The sequence below is a fragment of the Streptomyces araujoniae genome (assembly GCF_050871195.1).
Classification (GTDB): Bacteria; Actinomycetota; Actinomycetes; order Streptomycetales; family Streptomycetaceae; genus Streptomyces; species Streptomyces bacillaris.
The window spans coordinates 5940822-5962291 of the sequence record NZ_CP194070.1 but is presented as its reverse complement, the minus strand read 5'-3'; the positions used below and the strand labels follow the sequence as shown (position 1 = coordinate 5962291).

Sequence of the window (21470 nt, the reverse complement as noted above, 5' to 3'; positions counted from 1 at the left end):
CGCCACAGCACACCGTCAACGGGTGACCGGGCGGACGTCAAATCGTTGCAACGTACCAGGCCGGAACAGGTCGGCGGGCAACCTCCCCCACTCGCACCCCGTCCCTGCCACCGGGGTGCATACTCGTGCGCCCGCGCACGACCCGTACCGTCCTGTCCCGATCTCGGCCCTCGTGTACCCGGCACCCTTGACGAACGTCTAGCCTGGCAAGCGAATCGAAGCGGCGAGAAACGGGCACAGGACTCGGGGAAGCGACGAGACACCATATGGGGAGTGCTGTGATCACCGCGCGCGCGGCCGCCACCTTCGAACCGGTCGGGCGCTCTGTCGCGACCGCCCGCGCCTTCGTCCGGGACACCCTCCAGGGGTGGGGGTACAACGATGTCGTCGACGACGCCGTCGTCCTCACCAGCGAGTTGGTGACCAACGCCGTGATCCACGCGGGCACGGCGGCCGACGTCCTCTGCCTCCGCTCCGAGGACGGCGTACGTGTCGAGGTCGCCGACCACTATCCGGAGCGCGAGGTCCCGCTCCAGAGCACCGGGCTCGACTTCGGCTCCCCGGACCGTGAGAACGGCCGGGGTCTGCTGCTCTGCGCGGCCCTGGCCGCCCGCTGGGGCGTCGAGTACACCCCCACGCGCAAACATGTCTGGTTTCAGCTGGACCTCCCCGAGCGCCCGGTCGGCATCCGGTCCGCCGGACCCCTGCTGCCGACCGCGCTGCTGCCGGTGGCGGACCAGCGGGTACGGGTAGCCGTCGTCCAGATCGACCACTCCGGCTCGATCGCCGCGTGGAACGACGACGCGGCCTTCCTCTTCGGCCACGCCCCGGACCAGGTCGCCGGCAAGCAGCTCACCGACTTCGTGGCGTGGCCGCACACCCCGGGCACCAACACCGGCATCGCGGACGCGCTCCGGCTCTCCCGCTGGGAGGGCAGCTACGGCATCCGCTGCGCCGACGGCCGGACCATCCCCGTCTACGCCTCGCACCTGCGGGTCCGCGACACCGACGGCGAACCGTCCACGGTCTGTCTCCTCGTCCGCGACCACGAGCGGGCCGTCCTGCAGTCCCCGGTCCGCGCCCCGGTCTCCGACTCCTCCGCCGAGAACCGCACCACGGACCCGTTCGAGGTCTTCATCGGCTCCCCCGCCCCCGACGACCTGGACGGCCTGCTCCAGCGGACGGTCGAGCGGGCCCGCGACATGCTCGACGCGGACGCCGCGTTCCTCCTGCTGGCCACGGACGACGAGACCGAGCTGGAGGTCCGGGCCACGACCGGCCTGCCCTCCGCCCGCCAGCGCTTCGCCAGGGTGCCCGTGGAAGCCGGTACGGGCCGCTACGGTTCCGCCCGCATGCCGGCCGTCCACGAGGACCTCACGGCCGTCCCCGGCGCCGTCCCGCTCCTCACCGACACGGGGATGCGCTCGGTCGTCACGGTCCCGCTCAAGGTCGAGGGCCGGCTGACCGGCTCCCTCGGCGTCGCGGCCGAGGCCCCGGGGCGCTACTCGAACGAGGAGGCCCTGCGCCTCCAGTTCGCCGCCGACCGCATCGCCCTGGCCGTCGAGTCCGCCCGCCTCGGTGAGCTGGAACGGCTCCGCCGCGGCTCCCTCTCCTTCCTGGTCGAGGCCTCCGACCTGCTGGCCGGAACCCTGGACCGCGACCAGACGCTAGCGCTGATGGCCCAGATGACGGTCCCGACCCTGGCCACCTGGTGCGCGGTCTACACGATCGCGGACCAGTCCTCCGACCCGTACCTCTCGTACGTGCTCCACGAGGACGAGGACCTGATCGACGGCCTCAAGGCCCTGCTCTCCAAGATCTCCCCGCCCGACCCGGTCCCGACGCCGGGCGCCCGTATCTGGGCCGCCCCGTCCGAGGCCGGCCACCGCGCGGCTCTCTCCACCTCCACCCGCAGCCTGGACCACGACGCGCCGCTGAGCATGTCCACGGCCACCCGCACGATCCTGGCCACGGCCCAGGCGGTCGGCGGCGAGACGGTGGTCCTGCCGCTGGTCGCCCGGAACCGCGTGATCGGCATGCTGACGCTCGGCAAGCCCTCGGACGACCACTTCCGCCAGGAGATCCTGGAGCTGGCCGAGGACCTCTCCCGCCGGGCCGCCCTGGCCCTGGACAACGCCCGGCTGTACTCGGAGCGCATGGCCATCAGCCAGTCCCTCCAGCGCAGCCTGCTGCCTCCGGGCCTCCCCGACGTGCCGAACGTCGAGATCGAGGTCATCTACCGCGCCGCGGGCGAGGGCAACGAGGTCGGCGGCGACTTCTACGACGTCTTCCCGATCCGCGACGGCGCGTACGGCTTCGCCATCGGCGACGTCTGCGGTACGGGCCCCGAGGCGGCCGCCGTCACCGGCCTGGCCCGCCACGCCCTGCGCCTGCTGGCCCGCGAGGGCTTCCCCGGCCCGGCGGTCCTGGAGCGTCTCAACGCGGCGATCCTCGACGAGGGCGCCCGCAGCCGCTTCCTCACCCTCCTGTACGGCGAGCTGTGGCCCCAGGAGGACGGCAGCGCCCTCCTGAAGGTGGTCTGCGCCGGACACCCGCTGCCGCTGCGCCTGCGCCAGGACGGCACCGTGGAACCCGCCGCCGAACCGCAGCCCCTGCTCGGCGTCCTGGACGACCTGGAGCTGTACGAGCAGGAGGTCACCCTCGACCCGGGCGACGTCCTCCTCTGCGTCACGGACGGCGTCACCGAACGCCGCGAGGGCACCCGCATGCTCGGCGACGACGGCCTCGCGGACGTCCTGTCGACCTGTACGGGCCTGACGGCCGGAGCGGTCGCCGCACGCATCCTGCGGGCGGTGGAGCGCTTCGCGGCGGAGCCCGCCTCGGACGACATGGCCATCCTGGCGATGCGCGTCCCGGAACCGCCCCTCGCCTGAGGCCGGAACCACCCAACGACAAGAAAGGCCCCCACCGAATGGTGGGGGCCTTTCCTTTTCTCTGAGCCCCAATGCGGAATCGAACCGCAGACCTTCTCCTTACCATGGAGACGCTCTACCGACTGAGCTATTGGGGCCTTGCTGCGCTGTGGCAACGAGGTAAACCATACACGGGATCAGGGGATGTGCATAATCGCTCCCGGCCGGCTCCGAGGCACCTCTCCAGCAGCTCGCCCACCCGCTTCCCCTTCCTTCTCTCTCCCTCACCTGACCGGCAAGCGAGGGGCCTGTTCATCCCGTATCGGGTCCGGAAACGCAGAAAAGCCCCGCACCACAAGGGTGCGGGGCTTTCCCACAAAAATTGTTCGGCGGCGTCCTACTCTCCCACAGGGTCCCCCCTGCAGTACCATCGGCGCTGAAAGGCTTAGCTTCCGGGTTCGGAATGTAACCGGGCGTTTCCCTAACGCAATGACCACCGAAACACTATGAAACTATGAACACCGGGCAATATCACGGCTGTTCGTTATTTCAGAACTAACACAGTGGACGCGAGCAACTGAGGACAAGCCCTCGGCCTATTAGTACCAGTCAGCTCCACCCCTCACAGGGCTTCCACATCTGGCCTATCAACCCAGTCGTCTACTGGGAGCCTTAACCCCTCAAAGGAGGTGGGAATACTCATCTCGAAGCAGGCTTCCCGCTTAGATGCTTTCAGCGGTTATCCTTTCCGAACGTAGCCAACCAGCCATGCCCTTGGCAGAACAACTGGCACACCAGAGGTTCGTCCGTCCCGGTCCTCTCGTACTAGGGACAGCCCTTCTCAATATTCCTACGCGCACAGCGGATAGGGACCGAACTGTCTCACGACGTTCTAAACCCAGCTCGCGTACCGCTTTAATGGGCGAACAGCCCAACCCTTGGGACCGACTCCAGCCCCAGGATGCGACGAGCCGACATCGAGGTGCCAAACCATCCCGTCGATATGGACTCTTGGGGAAGATCAGCCTGTTATCCCCGGGGTACCTTTTATCCGTTGAGCGACAGCGCTTCCACAAGCCACTGCCGGATCACTAGTCCCGACTTTCGTCCCTGCTCGACCCGTCGGTCTCACAGTCAAGCTCCCTTGTGCACTTACACTCAACACCTGATTACCAACCAGGCTGAGGGAACCTTTGGGCGCCTCCGTTACCCTTTAGGAGGCAACCGCCCCAGTTAAACTACCCATCAGACACTGTCCCTGATCCGGATCACGGACCCAGGTTAGACATCCAGCACGACCAGAGTGGTATTTCAACGACGACTCCACAACCACTGGCGTGGCCGCTTCACAGTCTCCCACCTATCCTACACAAGCCGAACCGAACACCAATATCAAACTATAGTAAAGGTCCCGGGGTCTTTCCGTCCTGCTGCGCGAAACGAGCATCTTTACTCGTAGTGCAATTTCACCGGGCCTATGGTTGAGACAGTCGAGAAGTCGTTACGCCATTCGTGCAGGTCGGAACTTACCCGACAAGGAATTTCGCTACCTTAGGATGGTTATAGTTACCACCGCCGTTTACTGGCGCTTAAGTTCTCAGCTTCGCCACCCCGAAGAGCAGCTAACCGGTCCCCTTAACGTTCCAGCACCGGGCAGGCGTCAGTCCGTATACATCGCCTTACGGCTTCGCACGGACCTGTGTTTTTAGTAAACAGTCGCTTCTCGCTGGTCTCTGCGGCCACCCCCAGCTCACGGAGCAAGTCCGATCACCAGGCGTGGCCCCCCTTCTCCCGAAGTTACGGGGGCATTTTGCCGAGTTCCTTAACCATAGTTCACCCGAACGCCTCGGTATTCTCTACCTGACCACCTGAGTCGGTTTAGGGTACGGGCCGCCATGAAACTCGCTAGAGGCTTTTCTCGACAGCATAGGATCATCCACTTCACCACAATCGGCTCGGCATCAGGTCTCAGACTATATGCACGACGGATTTGCCTACCGTGCGTCCTACACCCTTACCCCGGGACAACCACCGCCCGGGCTGGACTACCTTCCTGCGTCACCCCATCGCTTACCTACTACAAGTCTGGTTCATCGGCTCCACCACTACCCTCAACTCCGAAGAGATCGGGCCGGCTTCACGGACTTAGCATCGCCTGATTCAGTACTGGGCGTTTCAAAGCGGGTACCGGAATATCAACCGGTTGTCCATCGACTACGCCTGTCGGCCTCGCCTTAGGTCCCGACTTACCCTGGGCAGATCAGCTTGACCCAGGAACCCTTAGTCAATCGGCGCACACGTTTCTCACGTGTGTATCGCTACTCATGCCTGCATTCTCACTCGTGAACCGTCCACCACTGCCTTCCGGCGCGGCTTCACCCGGCACACGACGCTCCCCTACCCATCCCAGCCCCCGTTGGGGGTACATGCTGGAATGACACGACTTCGGCGGTACGCTTGAGCCCCGCTACATTGTCGGCGCGGAATCACTTGACCAGTGAGCTATTACGCACTCTTTCAAGGGTGGCTGCTTCTAAGCCAACCTCCTGGTTGTCTCTGCGACTCCACATCCTTTCCCACTTAGCGTACGCTTAGGGGCCTTAGTCGATGCTCTGGGCTGTTTCCCTCTCGACCATGGAGCTTATCCCCCACAGTCTCACTGCCGCGCTCTCACTTACCGGCATTCGGAGTTTGGCTAAGGTCAGTAACCCGGTAGGGCCCATCGCCTATCCAGTGCTCTACCTCCGGCAAGAAACACACGACGCTGCACCTAAATGCATTTCGGGGAGAACCAGCTATCACGGAGTTTGATTGGCCTTTCACCCCTAACCACAGGTCATCCCCCAGGTTTTCAACCCTGGTGGGTTCGGTCCTCCACGAAGTCTTACCTCCGCTTCAACCTGCCCATGGCTAGATCACTCCGCTTCGGGTCTAGAGCGTGCAACTCAAACGCCCTGTTCGGACTCGCTTTCGCTACGGCTTCCCCACACGGGTTAACCTCGCTACACACCGCTAACTCGCAGGCTCATTCTTCAAAAGGCACGCAGTCACGACTGACAGCACAAGTGCTGCCAGCGACGCTCCCACGGCTTGTAGGCACACGGTTTCAGGTACTATTTCACTCCGCTCCCGCGGTACTTTTCACCATTCCCTCACGGTACTATCCGCTATCGGTCACCAGGGAATATTTAGGCTTAGCGGGTGGTCCCGCCAGATTCACACGGGATTTCTCGGGCCCCGTGCTACTTGGGTGGTTCTCAAACGAGCCGTTGATGTTTCAGCTACGGGGGTCTTACCCTCTACGCCGGACCTTTCGCATGTCCTTCGCCTACACCAACGGTTTCTGACTCGCCTCACAGCCGGCAGACTGTGAAAGAGAACTCCCACAACCCCGCATACGCAACCCCTGCCGGGTATCACACGTAAACGGTTTGGCCTCATCCAGTTTCGCTCGCCACTACTCCCGGAATCACGGTTGTTTTCTCTTCCTGAGGGTACTGAGATGTTTCACTTCCCCTCGTTCCCTCCACACTGCCTATGTGTTCAGCAGCGGGTGACAGCCCATGACGACTGCCGGGTTTCCCCATTCGGAAACCCCCGGATCAAAGCTTGGTTGACAGCTCCCCGGGGACTATCGTGGCCTCCCACGTCCTTCATCGGTTCCTGGTGCCAAGGCATCCACCGTGCGCCCTTAAAAACTTGGCCACAGATGCTCGCGTCCACTGTGCAGTTCTCAAACAACGACCAGCCACCCACCACCCCACCCCAACAGGGGCAAGTTCACTGGGACCGGATCAGAAGGCAGACCAAACGGCCGCACCCTCAGACACCCAACAACGTGCCCGACACGATCCCTCACCTCCTGTGTTCCACGCCGAAGCAGTACTGACAGAAACCGATAGACCGTGCCGAATAGTCAACGTTCCACCCATGAGCAACCAGCACCGGACACTCGCCGGTGTACTGGCCCCTGACCAGGCAAAGCCTGGTAAGAAGTGCTCCTTAGAAAGGAGGTGATCCAGCCGCACCTTCCGGTACGGCTACCTTGTTACGACTTCGTCCCAATCGCCAGTCCCACCTTCGACAGCTCCCTCCCACAAGGGGTTGGGCCACCGGCTTCGGGTGTTACCGACTTTCGTGACGTGACGGGCGGTGTGTACAAGGCCCGGGAACGTATTCACCGCAGCAATGCTGATCTGCGATTACTAGCAACTCCGACTTCATGGGGTCGAGTTGCAGACCCCAATCCGAACTGAGACCGGCTTTTTGAGATTCGCTCCGCCTCACGGCATCGCAGCTCATTGTACCGGCCATTGTAGCACGTGTGCAGCCCAAGACATAAGGGGCATGATGACTTGACGTCGTCCCCACCTTCCTCCGAGTTGACCCCGGCAGTCTCCTGTGAGTCCCCATCACCCCGAAAGGCATGCTGGCAACACAGAACAAGGGTTGCGCTCGTTGCGGGACTTAACCCAACATCTCACGACACGAGCTGACGACAGCCATGCACCACCTGTATACCGACCACAAGGGGGGCACCATCTCTGATGCTTTCCGGTATATGTCAAGCCTTGGTAAGGTTCTTCGCGTTGCGTCGAATTAAGCCACATGCTCCGCTGCTTGTGCGGGCCCCCGTCAATTCCTTTGAGTTTTAGCCTTGCGGCCGTACTCCCCAGGCGGGGAACTTAATGCGTTAGCTGCGGCACCGACGACGTGGAATGTCGCCAACACCTAGTTCCCAACGTTTACGGCGTGGACTACCAGGGTATCTAATCCTGTTCGCTCCCCACGCTTTCGCTCCTCAGCGTCAGTAATGGCCCAGAGATCCGCCTTCGCCACCGGTGTTCCTCCTGATATCTGCGCATTTCACCGCTACACCAGGAATTCCGATCTCCCCTACCACACTCTAGCTAGCCCGTATCGAATGCAGACCCGGGGTTAAGCCCCGGGCTTTCACATCCGACGTGACAAGCCGCCTACGAGCTCTTTACGCCCAATAATTCCGGACAACGCTTGCGCCCTACGTATTACCGCGGCTGCTGGCACGTAGTTAGCCGGCGCTTCTTCTGCAGGTACCGTCACTTGCGCTTCTTCCCTGCTGAAAGAGGTTTACAACCCGAAGGCCGTCATCCCTCACGCGGCGTCGCTGCATCAGGCTTTCGCCCATTGTGCAATATTCCCCACTGCTGCCTCCCGTAGGAGTCTGGGCCGTGTCTCAGTCCCAGTGTGGCCGGTCGCCCTCTCAGGCCGGCTACCCGTCGTCGCCTTGGTAGGCCATTACCCCACCAACAAGCTGATAGGCCGCGGGCTCATCCTTCACCGCCGGAGCTTTCAACCCCCACCCATGCAGGCAGAAGTATTATCCGGTATTAGACCCCGTTTCCAGGGCTTGTCCCAGAGTGAAGGGCAGATTGCCCACGTGTTACTCACCCGTTCGCCACTAATCCACCCCGAAAGGCTTCATCGTTCGACTTGCATGTGTTAAGCACGCCGCCAGCGTTCGTCCTGAGCCAGGATCAAACTCTCCGTGAATGTTTACCCGTAATCGGGTGCACACATCACGAGAGCGGAACAACAAGGTCGGAATAAGACCCGTCGTTCACAGCGTCCTCGCTGTGTATCGCCTACCACCACCACATGGTGACCGTAGGACTTTTCAAAGGAACCACCAACCTGCCGAAACAGGCCGGGGTATCAACATATCTGGCGTTGACTTTTGGCACGCTGTTGAGTTCTCAAGGAACGGACGCTTCCTTCGGTCCCGTATCACCGGGCCCCTCCGGGCGCTTCCCTTCATTCACTTCTCTGTCCTGCTGTCTTGCGTTTCCGACTCTATCAGACGCTTTCCAGTGTCCGAACCCGGTCGAAGCGGGGTGCTTTCGAGGTTCTTCGCTTTCGCGTTTTCCCTTTCCGGCGGTTCCAACTTTACCAGACTCTTTTTCGTTCCGTTTCCGGTCCGAATTCGATTTCCGGTGGCCAGTGGAGTGGCCTTGCCTTTCGGCGGATCCGACTTTATCAGAGATTCTGAGTCGGAATTCCCGCCCCGTGCAGGGTGGTCCGGGCACACAAGTGCGCGCGGTGCTTCCCGTTCAGGCGGAGACGTCAACGTACTGGAGCGGGGCTCCCCGATGCAAATCGAGGGCCCCGCTCCAGGTCAGGCGGTCGTGAGGGTCAGACCTCGACGACGACCGGAAGGATCATCGGGCGCCGGCGGTAGGTGTCGGACACCCACTTGCCGACGACCCGGCGGACCATCTGCTGGAGCTGGTGGGGCTCCAGCACACCGTCCTGGGCCGACTTGTCCAGGGCTTCCTGGATCTTCGGGGTGACGCCGGTGAAGGCGCTGTCGTCGATGCCGGAGCCCCGGGCCTGGATGTGGGGGCCGCCCACGATCTTGCCGGTGGTGCTGTCGACCACGATGAAGACCGAGATGATGCCCTCGTCACCGAGGATGCGGCGGTCCTTGAGCGAGGTCTCGGTGACATCACCGACGGAGAGGCCGTCGACGTAGACGTAACCGGCCTGGACCTTTCCGACGATCTTGGCCTTGCCGTCGATGAGGTCGACGACCACGCCGTCCTCCGCGATGACGATGTGGTCCTTGGGCACGCCGGTGAGGGCTCCCAGTTCGGCGTTGGCCCGCAAGTGGCGCCATTCGCCGTGGACCGGCATCAGGTTCTTCGGCTTGCAGATGTTGTAGAAGTACAGCAGCTCGCCGGCCGAGGCGTGGCCCGAGACGTGGACCTTGGCGTTGCCCTTGTGGACGACGTTGGCGCCCCAGCGGGTCAGGCCGTTGATCACGCGGTAGACCGCGTTCTCGTTGCCGGGGATGAGGGACGACGCCAGGATCACCGTGTCACCGGGGACGATCCGGATCTGGTGGTCGCGGTTGGCCATGCGGGAGAGGGCCGCCATCGGCTCGCCCTGCGATCCCGTGCAGACCAGCACGACCTCGTCGTCCGGGAGGTCGTCGAGGGTCTTGACGTCCACCACCAGGCCGGCCGGGACCTTCAGATAGCCGAGGTCGCGGGCGATGCCCATGTTCCGGACCATCGAGCGGCCGACGAAGGCGACCCGGCGGCCGTACTCGTGGGCGGCGTCCAGGATCTGCTGGATGCGGTGCACATGGCTGGCGAAGCTCGCCACGATGATGCGCTTCTGGGCGTTGGCGAAGACCGTGCGCAGGACGTTGGAGATGTCCCGCTCCGGCGGCACGAAGCCGGGGACCTCGGCGTTCGTGGAGTCGGAGAGGAGGAGGTCGATGCCCTCCTCGCTGAGGCGCGCGAACGCGTGCAGGTCGGTGAGCCGGCCGTCCAGCGGGAGCTGGTCCATCTTGAAGTCACCGGTGGCCACGGCCATGCCCGCGGGGGTGCGGATGGCGACGGCCAGCGCGTCCGGGATGGAGTGGTTGACCGCGATGAACTCGCAGTCGAAGACGCCGATCCGCTCACGCTGCCCTTCCTGCACCTCAAGGGTGTAGGGGCGGATGCGGTGCTCCTGGAGCTTCGCCTCGATGAGGGCCAGCGTCAGCTTGGAGCCGATGAGGGGGATGTCCGGCTTCAGTCGCAGCAGGTACGGGACGCCACCGATGTGGTCCTCGTGGCCGTGCGTGAGGACGATGCCCTCGATGTCGTCCAGGCGGTCCCGGATCGTGGTGAAGTCCGGCAGGATCAGGTCGATGCCGGGCTGCTCGTCCTCGGGGAAGAGGACACCGCAGTCGACGATGAGCAGGCGGCCGCCGTACTCGAAGACCGTCATGTTGCGGCCGATCTCGCCGAGACCGCCGAGGGGGGTGACCCTCAGGGCGCCCTTCGGGAGCTTCGGCGGGGTACCGAGTTCAGGGTGCGGATGGCTCAAAAGACTCTCCTTAACCACACGCGCCACGTACCGCTGAGGCACGTGGCGCGCATGTCATTCGTGCACTTGCTGTTGTCTTGGGGTCGTGCTCCTGCGAGGTGCCTCGCTCGTTCTTCTCATTCAGTTGTGAAGTCCGTGGTTACAGCTGTACCCCACCGGCGGCCAGGTCGATCTTGAGCTGGGCCGTCTCCTGGGCGGTGAGTTCCACCAGGGGGAGGCGCAGCGGACCGGCCGGGAGGCCCTGGAGGGTCAGGGCGGCCTTGGTGGTGATCACACCCTGCGTGCGGAACATTCCGGTGAAGACCGGCAGCAGCTTCTGGTGGATCTCGGTGGCCTTCTGCACGTCACCGTCCAGGTGGGCCTCGACCAGGGCCCGCAGGTCCGGGGTGACCACGTGGCCGACGACGGAGACGAAGCCGACCGCGCCGACGGAGAGGAGCGGGAGGTTGAGCATGTCGTCGCCCGAGTACCAGGCGAGGCCGGACTGGGCGATGGCCCAGCTGGCGCGGCCCAGGTCTCCCTTGGCGTCCTTGTTGGCGACGATCCGCGGGTGGTCCGCGAGGCGGACCAGGGTCTCGGTGTCGATCGGGACGCCGCTGCGGCCGGGGATGTCGTACAGCATGACCGGCAGGCCGGTGGAGTCGGCGATGGCCGTGAAGTGCCGCAGGAGGCCTTCCTGCGGTGGCTTGTTGTAGTACGGCGTGACGGCGAGGAGGCCGTGGGCGCCGGTGCGCTCGGCGGTGCGGGCGAGGTCGACGCTGTGCCGGGTGTCGTTGGTGCCGATGCCGGCGACGACGTGCGCCCGGTCTCCTACCGCTTCGAGCACCGCCCGTACGAGCTGGTCCTTCTCCGCGTCACTGGTGGTCGGGGACTCGCCGGTGGTGCCGTTGACGATCAGCCCGTCGTTGCCTGCGTCCACCAGATGGGCGGCGAGCCGCTGGGCGCCGTCGAGGTCGAGAGCGCCGTCCGCCGTGAAGGGCGTGACCATAGCGGTGAGGACCCGCCCGAAGGGGGTCTGCGGAGTGGAGATCGGAGCCATGGGTAACACGCTACTCGCTGCTCAGCGCGTGGTCCCCTCTAGGGGGACCGGGAAAGAGGAGCCCGGCACTGCCTGCTCGGGGGTTCAAGCAGTGCCGGGTCCGTTTGATCAGCCTAGATGAACTTCTCGAAACGCCGCAATACGGACACCGCCTATGGGGCGACTCGTCCATTTTTGTTGAAGGCCGCATGAGTGAGCGGCATGAGCCCCGCCCAGTGGGCCTCCATCTGCTCACCGACCATCTCGATCTCGCGCTGCGGGAAGGACGGGACCTTCGCCAGCTCGTGCTGGGTGCGCAGGCCGAGGAAGTGCATCAGGGAGCGCGCGTTGCAGGTGGCGTACATCGAGGAGTAGAGGCCGACGGGCAGCACCGCGCGGGCGACCTCCCGGGCCACGCCCTTGGCCAGCATCTCCTGGTAGGCCTCGTAGGAGGCCCGGTAGGACTCCTCCATGGCGCTGGTGGTGACGTCGTACTGCTCCTCGGTGCCCTCGACGAACTCGTACTTGCCGGGGCGGCCCTGCTGGACCAGCTTGCGGGAGGTCCCGGGGACGTAGAAGACCGGCTCCAGCTCCCGGTAGCGGCCCGACTCCTCGTTGTACGACCAGCCCACTCGGTGCCGCATGAACTCGCGGAACACGAAGATCGGGGCGCTGATGAAGAAGGTCATCGAGTTGTGCTCGAACGGGCTGCCGTGCCGGTCCCGCATGAGGAAGTTGATGAGCCCCTTGGAGCGCTCGGGGTCCTTGGTGACCTCTTCGAGCGACTGCTCGCCCGCGGTGGAGACCCGGGCGGCAAACAGCACGTCCGCGTCGCCCGCGTCGCTCTTCACCAGCTCGACGGTGACATCACTGCGGAAATGGGGCTTTGCGGGTTCGGGAGTGTCGGTCACCGGCAGGGGTCCTTCCAGGGGCGGCGCGGGAGACCCGGCGCGTGGCTCGGGCGGCGACCACTCTACGGGCCGGGCGGATGGCGCATGCGCGCGGCGGTGTCGGGCAGCCGTTCGTGGAGTTCCCCGAACAAGTACGGCGATTCGGGCACCGATCCGGCCGTTCGTACGTCTGACTCATTAGCAGCACCCGCCACAGAGATCAAGGAGAGTTTCCTCATGTTCCGCCGGCGTGAATCCGTCCCGTTCTCGTTCGTCGCCGAGGCCGACCGGTTCCGCAGTAATGTCGCTCCCCCTCCCGCACCCCGCGCCAGCGTTCCCGAGTTGCTGGGACGCTCGCTCGTCGGACTGACCGTGGTCGCCGGGCTCGTCGGCTCGCTGCTGCTGGGGCTTCCGGCGCTCGATTCCGAGCAGCCCGCCTCGCACGGCAGGCAGTCCGAGGCCTCCCAGGGCCGCTGACGCACACTCGTACGGACCCCCTGGGGTGGTCGGGCCGGGGGCGGCCTCGGTAGCCTCACCGGGCACAGCAATCGAGCGTGCTTGTGAGTGAGGATGAGTCGTGCCCCTGCCCTTTCTGACGGCCGACCGCGCATTCGACGCGAGCGCGGACGACGTCGCGCTGCCGTTCGACGACCACGACAGCTGGCGGCGGCCCTACCGCCCCGGCCCGTGGCGGGTCGCGGCCGCGGCCACCCTGTTGTTGCTGGCCTCGTTCGTGCTCCTCGCGGCGATGATCATCGGGTTCGCCGGAGCGCCTTCCGGGGCCACGGTCTGTCTGCTGCTGGCCGGCGCGCTGATCGGTGCGGCACTGCGGCTGCTCCGGGTCGGTGCGTGGGTCAGCCGGCACGGGGTGCGGCGGGTGGGGTTCTTCCGGACCGTCACGGTGCCGTGGGCCTCGACCGCCTCGGTCCGTACGGTCCAGCAGCCGGTGAAGTGGCTGGGTCTGCCCCGTACGGTGCAGGGCCAGGCGCTGGTCGTGACCCGGCAGGGCGGTGAGATCCTGCCGCCGCTGGTCTCCGACCACAACGCGGACTTCCTCGGGCGCGAGGAGGCGTTCGAGCGGGCCACGGATGCCGTTGAGGCCTGGGCGGATGAGTATCGGCTCGGGTGAGGCGGCTTCCGTCCGCTGTACGTGCCGTACGTGAGTGAGCCCGGGGCCCTTGTGGGGGTCCCGGGCTCACTTGCGTACAGCCTGAAAGATGTCCTCAAGCGCCGGACGGGCTTGATCTCGTCCTCAGGCGCCGGACCGGCTGGGTTTCGTCCTCAGGCGCCGGACGGGCTGGAGGGTGTGGAGGACGGGCTGGACCTGGTGTTCTCAGGCGCCGGATCAGCCGGACTCGGGGCCGATCTGTGCAGGGCGATCGCCCTCTGCATCGCCTTGCGGGCCCTCGGGGTGTCCCTGGCGTCCTGGTACGCGACCGCCAGGCGGAACCAGGCGCGCCAGTCGTCCGGGGCGTCCTCCGTCTCCTCCCGGCGCTTGGCGAAGGCCGCGTCGGCGGCTTCGCGCTCGATACGGCCGGACGGGGTGCGGGGCAGGTCGTCGACCGGGAGGCCGCCCTCCGCGTCCAGTTCGGCGGCGAGCGCGTTGGCGCGTCGGACGAACTGGGTGTTCTTCCAGAGGAACCAGACGCCGATCACCGGCAGGATCAGCACGGCGACGCCGAACGTGACCGTGAGCAGGGTGCCGTGCCGGATGAGCATCACGCCCCGGCTGCCGACCAGGACGAAGTAGAAGACCAGGACGGCGGCCGTGACGAAGTAGGTGATCTTTGCACGCATGGGGGGCCAGTCAGTTCAGGTCGAGGAAGTGTTCCAGGCCGAACGTGAGGCCGGGAGTGGTCACCACGCGGCGGACGCCGAGCAGGATGCCCGGCATGAAGCTGCTGTGGTGGAGGGAGTCGTGGCGGATGGTGAGGGTCTCGCCCTCGCCGCCGAGCAGCACTTCCTGGTGGGCCAGCAGGCCGCGCAGCCGGATCGCGTGGACCGGCACGCCGTCGACGTCCGCGCCGCGGGCGCCGTCCAGGGCGGCGGTGGTGGCGTCCGGCTGGGGGGCGCTGCCCGCCCGGGCGCGGGCCGCCGCGATGAGCTGGGCGGTGCGGGTGGCGGTGCCGGAGGGGGCGTCGACCTTGTTGGGATGGTGGAGCTCGACGACCTCGACGGACTCGAAGTAGCGGGCGGCCTGCTCCGCGAACTTCATGGTCAGGACCGCGCCGATGGAGAAGTTCGGGGCGATGAGGACGCCGGTCTCCGGGGAGTTGTCCAGCCAGCCGTTCAGCTGCGCGAGCCGTTCGTCGGTCCAGCCCGTGGTGCCGACGACGGCGTGGATGCCGTGCCGGACGCAGAAGTCGAGGTTGCCCATCACCGATGCGGGAGTGGTCAGCTCGACGGCGACCTGGGCGCCCGCCTCGGCGAGGGCCTCCAGCTTGTCGCCCCGGCTCAGGGCCGCCACCAGCTCAAGGTCCTCGGCGGCCTCGACGGCCCGTACGGCCTCGGAGCCGATCCGGCCCTGAGCGCCGAGAACGGCTACGCGCAGCTTGCTCATTGTGGTTCCTTAAGGGATTAAGGGATTAGGAGACCGCTTCGTGGAGGCGGTCCGCCTGCTTGTCCTTGAGCGGGCCGATGACCGAGAGCGAGGGGCGGTGGGTGAGGAGTTCGCCCGCCACCTCCCGTACGTCGTCGGGGGTGACCTCCGCGATGCGGGCCAGCATGTCGTCCACCGACATCTGCTCGCCCCAGCACAGTTCGCTCTTGCCGATACGGTTCATCAGCGCGCCGGTGTCCTCCAGGCCGAGGACCGTGGAGCCGGAGAGCTGGCCGATGGCGCGGGCGATCTCGTCGTCGGCCAGGCCGTGGGCGGCGACCCGGTCCAGCTCGTCCCGGCAGAGCTTGAGGACGTCGTGGACCTGGCTGGGCCGGCAGCCCGCGTAGACGCCGAAGAGGCCGCAGTCCGCGAAGCCCGAGGTGTACGAGTACACGCTGTAGGCCAGGCCGCGCTTCTCCCGGACCTCCTGGAAGAGGCGGGAGCTCATGCCGCCGCCGAGGGCCGCGTTGAGGACCCCGAGGGCCCAGCGGCGGTCGTCGGTGCGGGCGAGGCCGGGCATACCGAGGACCACGTGGGCCTGCTCGGTCCTGCGGTTGAGCAGCTCGACCTTGCCGGCGGTGCGCAGGGTGCGGGAGCCCTGGCGGGGGGCCAGGGGGACCGCGTCCGTACGGGTGAGGGCGCCGGCCTTCTCGAAGGCGCGGCGGACCTGCCGTACGACCGTGGCGTGGTCGACGTTGCCCGCGGCGGCGACGACCAGGTGCGTGGGGTCGTAGTGCTTCTTGTAGAAGCGGGCGACCTGGCCCCGGTTCAGGGCGTTGATCGTGTCGACGGTGCCGAGGACCGGGCGGCCGAGGGGGGTGTCACCGAGCATCGTGTGCGCGAACAGGTCGTGCACGCAGTCGCCCGGGTCGTCCTCCGTCATCGCGATCTCTTCGAGGATCACGCCGCGCTCGGCGTCGACGTCCTCGGGGGCGATCAGCGAGCCGGTCAGCATGTCGCAGACGACGTCGATGGCGAGCGGCAGGTCGGTGTCGAGGACCCGCGCGTAGTAGCAGGTGTACTCCTTCGCCGTGAAGGCGTTCATCTCGCCGCCGACCGCGTCGATGGCGGAGGAGATGTCGAGGGCGGTGCGCTTGGCGGTGCCCTTGAAGAGGAGGTGTTCGAGGTAGTGGGTCGCGCCGTTCAGCGCGGGCGTCTCGTCGCGGGAGCCGACGTTGGCCCAGATGCCGAAGGTGGCGGACCGGACGGAGGGCAGGGTCTCGGTGACGATCCGCAGGCCGCCGGGGAGGACGGTCCTGCGGACGGTTCCGATGCCGTTGCTGCCCGGGAGAAGCGTTTGGGTACGGGCGACGGCCCGCCCCCCGGAGGAGGGGCGGGCCGTCGTCGCGGAACTACGGGACGTCACTTGTCGGTGTCGTCCTTCTTCTCGTCCTCTTCACCCTCGATGACCGGGATGAGGGAGAGCTTGCCGCGGGAGTCGATCTCGGCGATCTCGACTTGGACCTTGGCGCCGACGCCGAGCACGTCCTCGACGTTCTCCACGCGCTTGCCACCGGCGAGCTTGCGGATCTGCGAGATGTGCAGCAGGCCGTCCTTGCCCGGCATGAGCGAGACGAACGCGCCGAAGGTGGTCGTCTTGACGACCGTACCCAGGTAGCGCTCGCCGACCTCCGGCATGGTCGGGTTGGCGATGGCGTTGATCGTGGCGCGGGCGGCCTCGGCCTGCGAGCCCTGCTGCGCACCGATGTAGATCGTGCCGTCGTCCTCGATCGTGATGTCGGCGCCGGTGTCCTCCTGGATCTGGTTGATCATCTTGCCCTTGGGGCCGATGACCTCACCGATCTTGTCCACCGGGATCTTGACGGTGATGATCCGCGGGGCGTTCGGGGACATCTCGTCCGGGACGTCGATGGCCTCGTTCATGACGTCCAGGATGTGCAGACGCGCGTCACGGGCCTGCTTCAGCGCGGCGGCCAGGACCGAGGCGGGGATGCCGTCGAGCTTGGTGTCGAGCTGGAGCGCGGTCACGAACTGCTTCGTACCGGCGACCTTGAAGTCCATGTCGCCGAAGGCGTCCTCCGCACCGAGGATGTCGGTGAGGGCGACGTAGTGGGTCTTGCCGTCGATCTCCTGCGAGATCAGACCCATGGCGATACCGGCGACGGCGGCCTTGAGGGGCACACCGGCGTTCAGCAGCGACATGGTGGAGGCGCAGACCGAGCCCATGGACGTCGAGCCGTTGGAGCCCAGCGCCTCGGAGACCTGGCGGATCGCGTACGGGAACTCCTCGCGGGTCGGGAGGACCGGCACGATGGCGCGCTCGGCGAGCGCGCCGTGGCCGATCTCGCGGCGCTTGGGCGAGCCCACGCGGCCGGTCTCACCGACGGAGTACGGCGGGAAGTTGTAGTTGTGCATGTAGCGCTTGCGGGTCACCGGGGAGAGGGTGTCCAGCTGCTGCTCCATGCGGAGCATGTTGAGGGTGGTGACGCCCAGGATCTGGGTCTCGCCACGCTCGAAGAGCGCCGAGCCGTGCACGCGCGGGATGGCCTCGACCTCGGCGGCGAGCGTACGGATGTCCGTGACCCCGCGGCCGTCGATGCGGACCTTGTCCTTGATGACGCGCTCGCGGACCAGCTTCTTGGTCAGCGCGCGGTAGGCGGCGGAGATCTCCTTCTCGCGGCCCTCGAACTCCGGGAGGAGCTTCTCGGCGGCGATCTCCTTGACGCGGTCCAGCTCGGTCTCGCGCTCCTGCTTGCCGGCGATGGTGAGCGCCTGCTTCAGCTCGGGCGTGACGGCCTTGGCCAGCGCGTCCAGGACGTCGTCCTGGTAGTCCAGGAAGACCGGGAAGTCACCGACGGGCTTGGCGGCCTTGGACGCCAGGTCCGACTGGGCCTTGCAGAGCGCCTTGATGAAGGGCTTCGCGGCTTCCAGACCGGCGGCGACGATCTCCTCGGTGGGAGCCTCGGCGCCGTCCTTGACCAGCTGGATGGTCTTCTCGGTGGCCTCGGCCTCGACCATCATGATCGCGACGTCGCCGTCCTCCAGGACGCGACCGGCCACGACCATGTCGAAGACGGCGTCCTCGAGCTCGGTGTGGGTCGGGAAGGCGACCCACTGGCCCTTGATCAGGGCGACGCGGGTGGCGCCGATCGGGCCGGAGAAGGGCAGGCCCGCGAGCTGGGTGGAGCAGGAGGCGGCGTTGATCGCGACCACGTCGTACAGGTGGTCGGGGTTGAGCGCCATGATCGTCTCGACGATCTGGATCTCGTTGCGCAGGCCCTTCTTGAAGGAGGGGCGCAGCGGGCGGTCGATCAGACGGCAGGTGAGGATCGCGTCCTCGGAGGGGCGGCCCTCCCGGCGGAAGAAGGAGCCGGGGATCTTGCCGGCGGCGTACTGCCGCTCCTCGACGTCCACCGTGAGGGGGAAGAAGTCCAGGTTGTCCTTGGGCCGCTTGGAGGCGGTGGTGGCCGACAGCACCATGGTGTCGTCGTCCAGGTACGCGACGGCGGAGCCGGCGGCCTGCTTGGCCAGGCGGCCCGTCTCGAAGCGGATGGTGCGGGTGCCGAAGGTGCCGTTGTCGATGACGGCCTCGGCGTAGTGGGTCTCGTTCTCCACTAGTGATTTCTCCATACTCGTCGTCTTTCGTCCTCCCGCCCGTGTGGCGGAGGACGGTGCGGGAGAAGCGCACCGTGTGTGCGGGCCGGTCTTCGATCGAAGCTCCCGGGCATGTTCCCGGGGGCCACTACCGAGGACCGGCGGCGGCGTCGCTGCGCCTCTCCCTGGTATTGCGTGGGTGTTGCGTGGTGTTACAGGTGTTCCGGTGTCCAGGTTACTGAGCTTGACACCGGTCGCGCACGTACGGCAAAGGGAGCGGTCCCCTCAGACTCGGGAACCGCTCCCTCTCCACGGCGTACTTACTTGGCGCCGCCGGCCGCACCACGGCGGATGCCGAGGCGGTCGACCAGCGCACGGAAGCGCTGGATGTCCTTCTTGGCGAGGTACTGCAGGAGGCGGCGACGCTGGCCGACCAGGATCAGCAGACCACGACGGGAGTGGTGGTCGTGCTTGTGCGTCTTGAGGTGCTCGGTCAGGTCCGAGATCCGGCGGGAGAGCATGGCGACCTGGACCTCGGGGGATCCGGTGTCACCCTCCTTCTGGGCGAACTCGGCCATGATCTGCTTCTTCGTAGCGGCGTCGAGCGGCACGCGTACTCCTCTTGGTGTTCGAAGCGCCCACGAGTGCCCCTGGTCTTGTTCTCAGGGGAGCTTCCGTGACTCGGAGGCGAAGGTCCGATGAGCGCAGTCCCCAGGATGATCCGGAGAGGCGTACACAAACGGCCACTGGTCAGAGTACCAGCCATTCGGGTCACCCCCGGACGGCCCACTCCGGCGGTCGGCCCCGGCCCGCCCCGGCGGGCCGCACCGGCAGTCGGCTGGTGCGGGCCCTGAGCGGGCGGCGCAGGGGCCGGGCGGGTACGGCGTCAGCTGGTCAGGGCGCGGATCGAGCGGTAGACGTCGAAGACCGCGAGGCAGAGCGGGAGGAGGGTGAGCAGGACGACCGTCTCCGCGATCTCCAGGAAACGGCCCCAGAACGGGGTGACCCCCTTGCGCGGCACGATCAGCCCGATGGCGGTGATCAGGGCGGCGACGCCCGCGACGGCGGCGGCGAGCCACACCGTACGGAGGTCGAGTCCGGCGCCGTCCCCGCGCAGCGCGTCGCGCACCAGGGTGAGCGGCGGGTTCAGGGAGAGGCCGAGGCCGAGGAGGACGAGGGAGCCGAGACCGGCGGCGAGGGCGCAGCCGACCTGGGCGGTGTAGCGGAAGAGGTGGGCGCGCATCAGCATGGCGACGCCGGTGGCCAGGGCGAGGAGCTGGCCCCAGACGTTGTCGGAGAAGCCCAGCACCGCGGCCGCCGCCACGGCCACCAGGGCGCAGCCGCCGACCAGGCCGAGGAGCAGCTCGTGGCCGCGGCGGGCCTGGGCGGCGATCCGGGCGGCGTCCACCGGGCCCTGGGGCTCCTGGTCGCCGGTGCCGTAGTCGCCGACGGCGGAGCGGGGCGGTTCGAAGCCGATGGGGAGGCGGGCGAAGCGGGTGGAGAGGCCGGGCAGGAAGGCCAGGGCGCCGACGGCGAAGGGGGCGCAGACGGCGGCCGCCTCGGTGGGCTTCAGCTCGGCGCTGATCGCGATGAAGGTGACGACGAGGCCGGTGGCGCTCGCGAAGACGAACGCGACGAACGGGCCGTCGCCGCCGGGTGCGGTGATCATGAGGATGACCGAGACCACCAGGACGGCGGCGCAGGCGAGCAGGAACTGCAGCCGTCCCACGCCCTGGCCCGCCGAGAGGGTGAGCAGCCCGGAACCGGCCACCGCCGCGTTCACCATGGCCCCGGTGCCGAGCGCGATGGCCGAGCCCCGGTCGTCGTAGACGCGGGCGCGGACGCAGGCGAGGGCGAGCAGGAGGACGGCGACGACGGCGGCCAGGACGCCGGGGAGCCCGTGCATGTCGTGGCGGGGGTCGGCGGTCCAGAGGACGAAGCCGAGCAGGCAGAGCAGGACGGAGCCGCCGAAGAGGCCGGCGCCGCGCATCAGGGAGTCGCCCCAGAGGGTGCGGTCCTTGGCGACGGCGGTGGCGACCGCGTCGGAGACGTCGTCGAAGACGGCGGGCGGCAGCGATTCGGAGAAGGGCCGCAGGGAGAGCAGCTCGCCGTCGAGGATGCGGTGGCCGGCCAGCGTACGGGAGCTGTCCAGGACGGTGCCGTCGCGGCGTACGAGGTGGTAGCCGACGGGGGCGCCGGGGGCGGGGCTCTGGCCGGAGAGGCGGAGGATCTCGGGGTAGAGGTCGGCGACGGGCACGTCCTCGGGGAGGGCCACGTCGACCCGGCTGTCGGGGGCGACGACGGTGACCCGGCAGAAGCCGGTGCCGCCGGCGGGCGCGGCGCCGTGGCTGGGGCGGCCGCTCGTGGTGGCTGCCGTCCGGTCCGTCACTGTCACCTTGCTGCTCCCCCTGTGTTCTTCGGTGCTTCGGTGCGCTGATGCTCATTGCCCGGTTGCTCATGACCCGGTTTCCGGGGCTTGTGCCGGAAACACCCTTCAGAGCCGCGCATTTCGCCCCGCGTCCCGAATGACCGTCTTCCTGCGGTAGTTAGCGTTCTTGCGGTAGTTAGCGGATGCGTATACGCATCGCGACACCCTACCGCCACCGGGTCCCCGCTCCGCCAGTAGGATCCAACGCGCGGACGGAGCCCGTCGCCACGGGGGCGCCGATAGGAACAGT

12 protein-coding genes, 1 tRNA gene and 3 rRNA genes are annotated in these 21470 nt (G+C 66.8%); 3 read left to right on the top strand and 13 right to left on the bottom strand.

From position 1 onward, the window contains the following. Positions 1 to 266 precede the first annotated feature (266 nt). Complete coding sequence (locus ACQ9ZG_RS25810) at positions 267 to 2894, top strand: SpoIIE family protein phosphatase (protein WP_032756274.1); 2628 nt, start codon at positions 267 to 269, stop codon at positions 2892 to 2894. A gap of 64 nt (positions 2895 to 2958) precedes the next feature. Here ACQ9ZG_RS25810 and ACQ9ZG_RS25805 read toward each other — a convergent pair. From ACQ9ZG_RS25805 to thyX, 7 genes are all read right to left on the bottom strand, one after another. Then, positions 2959 to 3031, bottom strand: a tRNA-Thr gene (locus tag ACQ9ZG_RS25805). A gap of 226 nt (positions 3032 to 3257) precedes the next feature. Beyond that, positions 3258 to 3374, bottom strand: a 5S ribosomal RNA gene (rrf, locus tag ACQ9ZG_RS25800). Between the two features lie 78 nt (positions 3375 to 3452). Further along, a 23S ribosomal RNA gene (locus tag ACQ9ZG_RS25795) occupies positions 3453 to 6578 on the bottom strand. A gap of 301 nt (positions 6579 to 6879) precedes the next feature. Next, positions 6880 to 8405: ribosomal RNA gene (locus ACQ9ZG_RS25790) — 16S ribosomal RNA — on the bottom strand. Together the 16S, 23S and 5S rRNA genes with 1 tRNA gene alongside form the textbook arrangement of a ribosomal RNA operon. A 639-nt stretch (positions 8406 to 9044) precedes the next feature. After that, positions 9045 to 10730: a ribonuclease J gene (locus ACQ9ZG_RS25785; protein WP_018488804.1), complete on the bottom strand. Its 1686-nt coding sequence runs from the start codon at positions 10728 to 10730 to the stop codon at positions 9045 to 9047. Positions 10731 to 10869: 139 nt separating this feature from the next. After that, a complete protein-coding gene (gene dapA, locus ACQ9ZG_RS25780) occupies positions 10870 to 11769 on the bottom strand; it encodes a 4-hydroxy-tetrahydrodipicolinate synthase (protein ID WP_028419396.1) in 900 nt (299 codons plus the stop codon). A 152-nt stretch (positions 11770 to 11921) separates the two neighbouring features. Further along, positions 11922 to 12659 (bottom strand): FAD-dependent thymidylate synthase, encoded by a 738-nt coding sequence (gene thyX / locus ACQ9ZG_RS25775; RefSeq protein WP_028419397.1) that lies wholly within the window; start codon positions 12657 to 12659, stop codon positions 11922 to 11924. A 216-nt stretch (positions 12660 to 12875) separates the two neighbouring features. On the opposite strand from thyX, the gene ACQ9ZG_RS25770 reads away from it, so the two are divergent. Both ACQ9ZG_RS25770 and ACQ9ZG_RS25765 read left to right on the top strand, forming a co-directional pair. Beyond that, positions 12876 to 13115, top strand: coding sequence for a hypothetical protein (locus ACQ9ZG_RS25770; protein ID WP_109915972.1), 240 nt, complete (start codon positions 12876 to 12878; stop codon positions 13113 to 13115). 100 nt (positions 13116 to 13215) lie between these two features. Then, a complete protein-coding gene (locus ACQ9ZG_RS25765) occupies positions 13216 to 13767 on the top strand; it encodes an SCO5741 family PH domain-containing membrane protein (RefSeq protein ID WP_109915970.1) in 552 nt (183 codons plus the stop codon). 152 nt (positions 13768 to 13919) lie between these two features. On the opposite strand, the gene ACQ9ZG_RS25760 is transcribed toward ACQ9ZG_RS25765, so the two are convergent. From ACQ9ZG_RS25760 to eccD, 6 genes are all read right to left on the bottom strand, one after another. Continuing rightward, complete coding sequence (locus ACQ9ZG_RS25760) at positions 13920 to 14435, bottom strand: tetratricopeptide repeat protein (protein ID WP_109915968.1); 516 nt, start codon at positions 14433 to 14435, stop codon at positions 13920 to 13922. Positions 14436 to 14445: 10 nt separating this feature from the next. After that, positions 14446 to 15198 (bottom strand): 4-hydroxy-tetrahydrodipicolinate reductase, encoded by a 753-nt coding sequence (gene dapB, locus ACQ9ZG_RS25755; RefSeq protein ID WP_499281266.1) that lies wholly within the window; start codon positions 15196 to 15198, stop codon positions 14446 to 14448. A gap of 25 nt (positions 15199 to 15223) precedes the next feature. Continuing rightward, complete coding sequence (locus tag ACQ9ZG_RS25750; RefSeq protein ID WP_109916405.1) at positions 15224 to 16603, bottom strand: M16 family metallopeptidase; 1380 nt, start codon at positions 16601 to 16603, stop codon at positions 15224 to 15226. After that, positions 16600 to 18813, bottom strand: coding sequence for a polyribonucleotide nucleotidyltransferase (locus tag ACQ9ZG_RS25745; RefSeq protein ID WP_018488796.1), 2214 nt, complete (start codon positions 18811 to 18813; stop codon positions 16600 to 16602). Before ACQ9ZG_RS25745 ends, ACQ9ZG_RS25750 begins: the two co-directional genes overlap by 4 nt. Before the next feature lie 299 nt (positions 18814 to 19112). Next, positions 19113 to 19403 (bottom strand): 30S ribosomal protein S15, encoded by a 291-nt coding sequence (gene rpsO / locus ACQ9ZG_RS25740; RefSeq protein WP_014048684.1) that lies wholly within the window; start codon positions 19401 to 19403, stop codon positions 19113 to 19115. Positions 19404 to 19678: 275 nt separating this feature from the next. Next, positions 19679 to 21181, bottom strand: a complete 1503-nt coding sequence (gene eccD / locus ACQ9ZG_RS25735; RefSeq protein WP_028419403.1) for a type VII secretion integral membrane protein EccD — start codon at positions 21179 to 21181, stop codon at positions 19679 to 19681. Positions 21182 to 21470 lie beyond the last annotated feature (289 nt).